This is a genomic window from Vibrio sp. V30_P3S12P165 (assembly GCF_009904905.1).
Lineage (GTDB): Bacteria > Pseudomonadota > Gammaproteobacteria > Enterobacterales > Vibrionaceae > Vibrio > Vibrio fujianensis.
In genome coordinates, this window is the sequence record NZ_WXWH01000066.1 from 1 (window position 1) to 9,161 (window position 9,161).

Sequence of the window (9,161 nt, forward strand, 5' to 3'; positions counted from 1 at the left end):
TGAAAGTTTTAAAAATGTTAAATGTGTTTTTACTACAAAAAATATCAACTTAACCTTGTTATTATCGGTAATAAAAAGCCCCTACCTTACAAATGATAGGGGCTGGGGGTTACCTAGCAACTATAAGCACAGGAGCAAATAGGCTATTAGGCAGGTAATCGTATATGCTGGCTCATTTCTTCCCTAACTTGAGGAACGGTTAAACCAACAATAATTTGGAAACTATCGCCATTTCTCACCACATTTACTGCGCCATGGTGTTGAAAGAATTCTGTTTCAGCAACGTTTTCTGGATGATGTACCTTTACTCTTAAGCGAGTGGCACAGTTAGTCAGTAACGCAATATTTTCTTTACCTCCTAACCCCTCAATAAAGGCCAGCGCTTGGCTGTCTTCGCTAGTGCTCGCTTCCTCACCAACCGCCGCACCTTTCTTAAAGTCAGATTTAGTGTATAGCTTAGCTTGCGCATCACCACGTCCAGGGGTAGGAATATCGTATTTTAAAATTAAGGTACGAAAAACAACAAAATAGATAGCGGTAAAACTTAAGCCAATGAAAACTTGAATGACATAAGTTCCAGCATGATTGCTGCCCAGAGGTAGCCAATTTTGGAACACAAAATCAATCAAACCTGTCTGGAAGTTACCTGACACACCAAACCAATAAGCAATCGTTGCCATGGTGGCCGATAACGCAGCGTGTAAAGCAAACAATAGCGGAGCAATAAATAAGAAAGTAAACTCAATCGGCTCAGTGATCCCGGTGAGTATGGCCGTCAAAGACGCGCCCAGAACTAAACCCAACACCATTTTTTTGTTGTTTGGCTTCGCTGTAGAATATAAAGCGAGTGCAATACCCGTACAACCAAAGACTTTACCCATCCCGGTTAGCATCAAACCCCCTTGAGGAAACTGCTCGGTCAGTGGCGCTGGGTTAGCCGCAAACTCTGGAATATGTTGAATCCAATAGGCAACCGTACCACCATCCACAGCCACAGGGCCATAAAACACCGGACCATAAACAAAATGATGTAATCCTGTTGGGATCATAATTCGCTCAAGGAAGGTGAATGCCCACACCCCAAATGAACCAGCAGAGACTAAAAATGTTTGTAAGTTATTGATGCCATGTTGAATGCTTGGCCACACTAAACAGGTGACGATCGCCAGCAACACCATAATGGGAAAGCTAATGATCACGACTAATGGGGTGCCGCCAAACACCGCTGCCCAGTTTGGTAATTTTTTGTCAAAGTAGCGGTTATGGACCCATACCGAGATCCCTGCAATCACAATTGCACCAATCAAGTTAGTATCCAGGGTTAAAATTCCACCAATATCCGTTAAACCTCGCTCACCCGCAGCATAATTGACCCCTAATTCTGGCCCCCAAAATTGTAGTATCCCACCCACTACATAATTAAAGGTAATGTAAGAAACTAAAGTAGCCAGTACCGCACGGCCAGAGGCTGATTTTGCTAAGGCGATCGGTAATCCCACCGCAAACACCAAAGACATATTCTTAAATACCGCCAATGATGCCTGCAGTAAGATAGTGGATACTTTTACCCAAGTACTCCCTTCAACAGCCCAAGGAAATAAATCTTGATTGAGTAGCATAACTGAGAATCCAAGCAGCATCCCAGCTGCCGGAAACAATAGCACTGGAACAAACATCGCAGCGCCAAAACGTTGGATCATATCTTTCATAATGACCTCATCCTTTGGTTTATCTTATAAAATAGGCCTGGGTAACTGGGCCTGATATACCCTTCCTACTTGAAGCCGCAGGGGTGTTGGCTAAGTTCATTCACCCCAATCACATAGCCTGTCTATGCTCATGAGGTTCACCTGCAACTCCAAGTTGTTTGGGTAAAATTTATTTAAATTGAGGTAAGTAGGAGGCATTTTCTACTAATAATTTATCCACGATGGCCTGTGCCGTCGGCACATTTACCACGGTGCGATTTAACGTTAAAGCGTTAACTAAGGTTTGACGACAACCACTAAACCAAGCATCAACCACTAATTTCTCATAACCCAATTGAGTTTCGATCATGGCTTTTTGGAAGGTTGGAATATGACCAACCGCAAAAGGTTTTGGGCCGTCATTGGTCAATGCTGCTGGTACTTCAACCATGGCATCTGACTGAATGTTTGCAATTGCACCTTGGTTCGGCACAATCACAAGGTAGGTTTCTCCAAGATTATAGGCTAATGAAGCGGCGACTCTGACCATATAACGGCCGTGAATATCGGCATGCAACTGCTCATACTGTGCTGTGCCCGCTTCAATAATGCGTCGGTTAAGTTCAAACACTCGCTTTTCTCGACCATTGATCACTTGACGGGCACGAGTGTTATTAATGTCTTCTTTGGCAACCATTTTTTCTGGATAGAGATAATACTGCAGGTAGGTATTAGGCAAAAATTGCGGATTATCACGTAACATGATCTGCATATTTTTAAATGTTGCTTGCCATGAAGGATCATCGGCAATTTCGGCATCCACGGCACTGATCCCTTGCTCAAGGATAATGTGTTTAATCTTATCGGTCAGATCTTCACCTTGGCGATTACGAATTTTAGTAAACCATCCATAATGGTTGAGGCCAAAATACTCTGGAACCAAATCCCAAATTTCGCAATTAAGTAGCTGAGCATAGCTGACCATGATCGCCGCTGGCATATCACAGATATTAAGAATTCGTTTGTCGTCAGGAAACTCTCGATTTAAGGCTTCTGCAACAATGGCTGCCGGATTGGTATAATTTAAAATCCATGCATCCGGAGCATAATGGCGGATCTCATTAACTAAGGTGATCATGTCACCAATAGAACGCAGTCCATAAGCCATACCACCTGCCCCACAGGTTTCTTGACCGACACAACCGAATGAAAGCGGAATTTGCTCATCACGCTCCCGCATCGCTAGACCACCGGTACGGATCTGAATAAAAAAGAAATCACTATCGCTAAACGCCTCTGCTTTATCCGTGGTATAGACAAACTCTTCAACTTCTGGATAGGCTTCACGCAGAACAATTTCGGTCGCTAAAGCATTCGAAGCCTGGCGCTGTTCATCAATATCATAGAAAGTAATTTTACTGAGTGGAAAGTTCTCTTTCTCTGCAATCAAGCTATTGATCATACCTAATGTATAGGTACTACCCGCTCCAACGATGGTGAGTTTTTGTTTTTTCATGCTGTTATCCTCATTCTGTAACCTGCCATTTTGTATTGTTAAAGTATCAAATAAACAATACATTAGTAATACATATAAGGCTGTTTTTTGATCTGCACAGCATTAATCTGTCGAAAATGTATTTTAAATGTATTAACGATCACAGTTTTGCTATCATGGCTAGCATTAATGGAAGGAGGACTTGCGTGGACAAACCAAGATATTTACAGATTGCCGATCAATTGCTCGCAGGTATCAAAAATGGTGAATATAAACCGGGAACACTGCTCCCCACAGAAGCAATACTACAAAATACATTTTCGGTGAGCCGGGTGACGATTCGTAAAGCCATGGAGATCTTGGTTGAACAAGATTTACTTGTCCGTGTCAGAGGGAGTGGTACTTACGTCAAAGCAGCAAAAACTCAACATAATGCCTTTGAGTTAAGCGGATTTATTGAAGAAGTGTCAGCACAAGGCAGAGAACCGTCTTCGCAAGTGATCACATTTGAAATTCAACCCTGCAATGCTTCAATTGCCCAAAAATTACAACTAGAAGAAGGGCAACTTATCTATGCCGTACAACGCTTACGTTTGATAGATAAGGAACCGGAAATTTTAGAGTGCACTTATTTACCGGTCGAGATGTTTACCGACTTAAGTTTAGAAGTGATGCAAACCTCAAAATACGATTATATTGAGAATCAAAAAGGACTGACGATAGCCTTAAGCCGACAAGTGGTTTGGCCAGATACACTGACCGAAAATTTGGCTTGTTTACTTAATAGCGAGGTGGGAGCCCCTATCCTTCGCGTCGAATCGGTGGGTGAATTAGTTGATGGTCGACCGTTTGAATTTACCATCAACTATTTTAGACTCCATCAACACAGCTTTGAGTTTGTTGCACATCGTCATCAGCACTAACGATGTGGAATATATTGGGTGTACTAGCACACGGTAAGTTTTATGCGAGTAGGAAAACCCTACTACTATTAATATTCATAATAGCAGTAGGACATTAGTCAATATCTATCGCCGAGTATTGACTCAATGGCTCTATTTCTGCCAATAACCATGTTATGGCTAATAGATCTGCACTCCCACCCGGACTTAAGTTTCTCTTGATTAACTCTCTGTCAAAGTCAATTAATTTTCCTTCAAACTGAGGGTCAAGCCAACCGCCATGCATTAATAGTTTTTTTGACATATTCTGAACATAACGTAAACCATGCATACCGCCACGAGATACCACATTAGTGTCTTGATTATAGGCCATAAGAGTAACAAGGCTCTGCCAGAGAGCTTCTTCGGCTGAAGCCCCCTCAGAGAGGGCGGTTTGATATGCTGGTAAACTATAAGTCAGTACCGTTTGATATCCCCGCGCCGCTTCTCCTCGGGCACCAGTTAAGCCAAATTCTCGATATAACCTTTGTCCGTGAGTATGCACCTTAGTTGAATCATCCAATTCTCGCACAATCAATAAAGAACAACTCTGTTTTATAACTTGACTAATATAATTCGCATCAATTGTGATACCTTTACCAACCAACCATCCCACTGCGCCACATACCAGCCCAAGAGAAAATATCATCCCTTTATGAGTATTAACTCCACTCGTGGCGTTAAACATTGCATTTTCAGCTTTCAAGCCAATGGGACGCAACACATCGATCAGACTCTCAACTGAACATTGAGAATGCTCAAAGCCTGCATAAAGAAAATCATTTAAAAAAGGTCGTATTGCATCCGCGCTGGCTTCAAACAAAGCGACATCCATGTCTGAGTGTGAACCATTATTTATCAAATCCACTAATCCAGGTTTAGGTGAAAGGTGAACTTCGACCAGCATAGAATGATAAGCAAGCTCTGCAATTAATGAAAATAGATGAGCTTTTCCTCTCACTCGCGGATTAACCTGTGTTAAATTGCCGACATCCTGATCGAGCAATAATTTAAGAGCAACATTGGTCATGGCACACCATCGCCTCGATATAAGATACTAAGGTTTGTACATCATGACGACGAGAGCGGGCACAAACTACCGCATCGTTATCACAGATATAGCATGTACGCCTTGCCATGCCCTGTCCTTTTCTTGAGATAACTTTTCCATTTACATCAATTATATCTATATCCATAACTCGTCCTAAGCGGTGCTGGTTTTCTATCGCTATCATGACACGCTTTAGGGCGATGGCTTCTGATACTCTCACCGAAAAAATGGCTTCAGGGCCCGTCAATTGGAATAACAACTGACGCCCTTCAATCCGCCACCCTTTTTTAATACAAGCTTCCTGAATGGCTTGTACTCCTTGATCAAATATCAACTTCGTACAATCCGTCATTTTTAGTGGACCCGGCATATTGACGGAAAACGAGACTAAAGGAAGAGAGTAGCGTTTCAGCCACTCTGCTTGTCGTTGCACCCGAGCTTCTTTGTTCGCCAACACTTGGTCGAGGCTCACAGTTTGCCCATAATCAAGACTCATACCATTTTTACCTTTTTGATCACATCAATGACTGAGCCATCTCGATAGCGTATATAACCAACGACTTGTTCTTCATATTCAATCGGCTCAGCTGTGCCGGTTAGCAATTGAGCTCTAACCATTAACGCTTCGATATCGAAAACAGGAAGACCTGACTTTAATAACCTCGCTTTAATTTCAGGCCGCAGTGGGTTAACTGCAATACCGTGATCTGTTACTAATACATCAATTGACTGCCCGGGCGTAACGACATTTAGGACTTGCTCAACGACTGTTGGAATCCGCCCTCGTACCAATGGGGCAACGACCACCGCTAGATTAGCACCAGCGGCTGCATCGCAATGACCACCAGATGCGCCTCGTATGACACCATCAGAACCAGTAATCACATTTACATTGAAGTTAACATCAATCTCAAGTGCACTAAGAACGACAAGATCGAGTCGATCCACAACAGCTCCTTTCGAAGAAGGATTAGCATATTCATTGGCTGAGATTTCTACGTGATTTACGTTACGAGCAAGTGAATCGACGGCTCCTGAATCAAAACATTGAACATCGAGCAGATTACGAATTAAGCCTTTTTCGTACATTGATACCATAGTCGAGGTGATGCCACCTAACCCAAACTCCGCGGTAATCCCCGTCTTTTCCATACTCTTTTCTAAAAAACGGGTTACCGCCAAAGAAGCGCCACCAGACCCCGTCTGTACCGTAAAATCTTGTTTAAAATAACCGGAGTGAATGATCACATCTGCAGCTCGTTTCGCAATTAACAACTCACGAGGATTAGTGGTTAAACGAGTTTCTCCGCCACCAATCTTACTGGCATCACCCACTTCCTCAACTTGAACGATCAGATCCACTGTGTCTTGACTAATTGAAGCCGGATGATTGGGATAATCAACTAGAGATTCGGTCAATACCACAACTTGATTCGCATGTTGCGCATCAATTTTTGCGTATCCAAGTGAACCACAACGTGATTGGCCATGCATCCCATTTGCATTACCAAATTCATCGCAGCATGGAACCCCGATAAATGCGATATCGATCTTCAATTCGCCCGTTTTGATAAGATGAACACGTCCACCATGAGAATGGATATGCACCGGTTGTTTAAGAATCCCTTGTGAAATGGCTTCTCCAAGTTCTCCCCGTATACCCGATGTATAGATCCGACTAATCACCCCATTTTTAATGTGATTAACCAATGGTGAATGAACACTGGTTAAGGAACTAGAAGCTAACGTTAAATTTTTAAACCCCATATTCGCAATGGTTTCTAAGACTAAATTAACGACTTTATCCCCGCCACGAAAGGCATGATGGAAAGAAATTGTCATACCATCTTTAAGTCCAGCTTTGATAATAGCTTGAGATAAATCAGGTTGTAATTTTCTAGATAGGTTTATGTTTGCTTCATTAAGGTGTGGTGTTAAGGTATTTGCTCCTGAAAACAACGTCATTGTTTCAGGCAATGATAATGAGGTGTATGGTTCCATTTTTTTCATGATCTAGCCCTACTCTTTAATCCCAGATTGTGCTTTTTGTAATGTCCAACGAGCTCGTTCAATGATTGGCCCATCGACCATTTTTCCATTGAGAGAAACAACACCAAGCCCTTGGGCTTGCGCTTCTTCTGCAGCTTCTATCACTTGAGTTGCATAATTAACTTCTTTTTGGGTTGGAGCAAAAACATTATGAAGTAACTCGATTTGTCTTGGATTAATGAGCGACTTACCATCAAAGCCTAGTGTTTTAATATGTTCAGCTTCATTGATAAATCCTGATTCATTATTGGCATCAGAATAAACCGTGTCAAAAGCCATGATCCCAGCAGCACGAGCCGCTTGTAATATTGAGCAACGAGCAAATAATAATTCAACACCTTCGGGCGTTCGCTGTGTTTTTAGATCTCGTACATAATCTTCAGCACCCAGCGCAATACCAATTAAACGAGGCGAGGCTTGTGCGATACCAATGGCATTATTGACGCCTTTTGCACTCTCTATTGCAGCCATCATTCTGGTACTCCCTACTGCTCGTCCGCAGACACGTTCGATATCTTCTATACAGCGTTCCATTTCCAAAACATCCTCTGCGTTGTCTGTTTTGGGTAAGCGGACAACATCAACACCCGCACGAACAACAGCATGAAGATCTTTTAAACCAAACTCAGATTCAAGGGGATTTACGCGAACAACCGTCTCTATGTCTTGATAAAGTGGATGCTGTAAGGCATGAAAAACCAGCATACGAGCGGTATCTTTCTCCCGTAATGCCACCGAGTCCTCTAAATCAAACATAATGGTATCGGGCTGATAAATAAAACTATTACTCAACATGGCTGCATTTGCCCCAGGTACAAATAACATGCTACGACGCAATTTACTCATGATAATTTGCTCCATTGAATTTGGTTGTTCTCTGCTGCACGCATCACCGCGGCTTGTACACGAGCTTTAATAACACAATCTAGCGCGCCTTTATCTTCGACTTCTAAAATTGCTGACGAAACACCCATTGAACGAAGAACTTCTTGAATCAACTTTTCTATCGCTCTGCCAAACTGTTTTTGTACAGTACTATCAAGATAAATATGGATATCACCATCAGGGTTAGGTGATATACGAACTTGCAGATCACTTGACTCAAGTGTCCCTGCAAAAGCGGGTTTTATGATTTTCATTAAAATGACCTTTAACACATTGGTTAAAATAAAAGCTGGCTAATTTAAGCCGCTGCAATTTCTTCATTACGCCAAGCAAACCAAGTTGGATGCTGATGTAGATAATCTATGGAAGTAATAGGTAAAAAATAACTCAACAATTCCCACTCCCCCTTTTTTAATAGTCCTCGAACCGTAGAAGCCGAAATGGGCTGGCCAGAGGTACACTTACGCGCGACCTCTACCACATTGACCACAGGGCTAGTTAGTTCTTCTACTGTCAATCGATATTTCATTTGCTGATTATAATAATTAGTAACCATACACTCTGGTTCACTACCTACAAATCGATGAGTAATTCCTAGTGCTGGTGCAATATGATGACGAAATAAATTGAGGTCAATTGCCGTATGGCAATAATCAATTAAGCACTTATCTTTAATAAAATAGGTGGGGAATGTTGCTTTTGAAATGATATAGTTAGAACTTTTATGTAAAGTAATATTGGTAATATTTTCCGTTCCCATCACTATCATATTAAAACGATCAGTATAAGAAAAACCGCAGCCTTCTTCACTCACGATAAAAACATGCAACCAATCACATTGAGCTGCGGCCACCTCAACCAAATATTGATGTCCTAAGGTAAAAGGGTTAGCATTCATCACAATGCTTCCTATTTTCTTTCCTGTTTTTTTATCTTTTTTTAATTCATTAATAAAATTACTTAAATTGGTTTGACTATTTTCCATCAAAACTAATTTATCATCAGCATACGCAATAGGGTAAAAACCAGAGTTTCGAAATAATTTTATATTT

Annotated in this window: 9 protein-coding genes; 1 reads left to right on the forward strand and 8 read right to left on the reverse strand. The window is 41.7% G+C overall.

The window, feature by feature from the left end; translation table 11 throughout:
- Positions 1 to 146 precede the first annotated feature (146 nt).
- Together CAG57_RS12840 and CAG57_RS12845 are read right to left on the reverse strand one after the other, a co-directional pair.
- Positions 147 to 1,709 (reverse strand): alpha-glucoside-specific PTS transporter subunit IIBC, encoded by a 1,563-nt coding sequence (locus CAG57_RS12840; RefSeq protein WP_161433675.1) that lies wholly within the window; start codon positions 1,707 to 1,709, stop codon positions 147 to 149.
- Between the two features lie 169 nt (positions 1,710 to 1,878).
- Entirely contained in the window at positions 1,879 to 3,204 is a 1,326-nt protein-coding gene (locus CAG57_RS12845; RefSeq protein WP_161433673.1) for a 6-phospho-alpha-glucosidase, read from the reverse strand.
- 185 nt (positions 3,205 to 3,389) lie between these two features.
- Between CAG57_RS12845 and CAG57_RS12850 the strand changes: the two genes are divergently transcribed.
- Positions 3,390 to 4,106: a GntR family transcriptional regulator gene (locus CAG57_RS12850; RefSeq protein WP_337247048.1), complete on the forward strand. Its 717-nt coding sequence runs from the start codon at positions 3,390 to 3,392 to the stop codon at positions 4,104 to 4,106.
- Between the two features lie 94 nt (positions 4,107 to 4,200).
- On the opposite strand, the gene citG is transcribed toward CAG57_RS12850, so the two are convergent.
- From citG to citC, 6 genes are all read right to left on the reverse strand, one after another.
- Positions 4,201 to 5,154, reverse strand: a complete 954-nt coding sequence (citG, locus tag CAG57_RS12855) for a triphosphoribosyl-dephospho-CoA synthase CitG (RefSeq protein WP_099611285.1) — start codon at positions 5,152 to 5,154, stop codon at positions 4,201 to 4,203.
- Positions 5,135 to 5,671, reverse strand: a complete 537-nt coding sequence (gene citX / locus CAG57_RS12860) for a citrate lyase holo-[acyl-carrier protein] synthase (RefSeq protein WP_099611286.1) — start codon at positions 5,669 to 5,671, stop codon at positions 5,135 to 5,137. The genes citG and citX overlap by 20 nt, the downstream gene beginning before the upstream one ends.
- Positions 5,668 to 7,140 carry a citrate lyase subunit alpha gene (citF, locus tag CAG57_RS12865; protein WP_161428399.1) on the reverse strand — a complete coding sequence of 491 codons (1,473 nt, stop codon included), beginning with the start codon at positions 7,138 to 7,140 and terminating at the stop codon, positions 5,668 to 5,670. Before citF ends, citX begins: the two co-directional genes overlap by 4 nt.
- A 54-nt stretch (positions 7,141 to 7,194) precedes the next feature.
- A complete protein-coding gene (citE, locus tag CAG57_RS12870; RefSeq protein ID WP_161428398.1) occupies positions 7,195 to 8,070 on the reverse strand; it encodes a citrate (pro-3S)-lyase subunit beta in 876 nt (291 codons plus the stop codon).
- Positions 8,067 to 8,363 (reverse strand): citrate lyase acyl carrier protein, encoded by a 297-nt coding sequence (gene citD, locus CAG57_RS12875; protein WP_161430831.1) that lies wholly within the window; start codon positions 8,361 to 8,363, stop codon positions 8,067 to 8,069. Before citD ends, citE begins: the two co-directional genes overlap by 4 nt.
- A 44-nt stretch (positions 8,364 to 8,407) precedes the next feature.
- Positions 8,408 to 9,161 (reverse strand): [citrate (pro-3S)-lyase] ligase (citC, locus tag CAG57_RS12880; protein ID WP_161439536.1); only part of this gene is annotated, 754 nt, incomplete at its 5' end.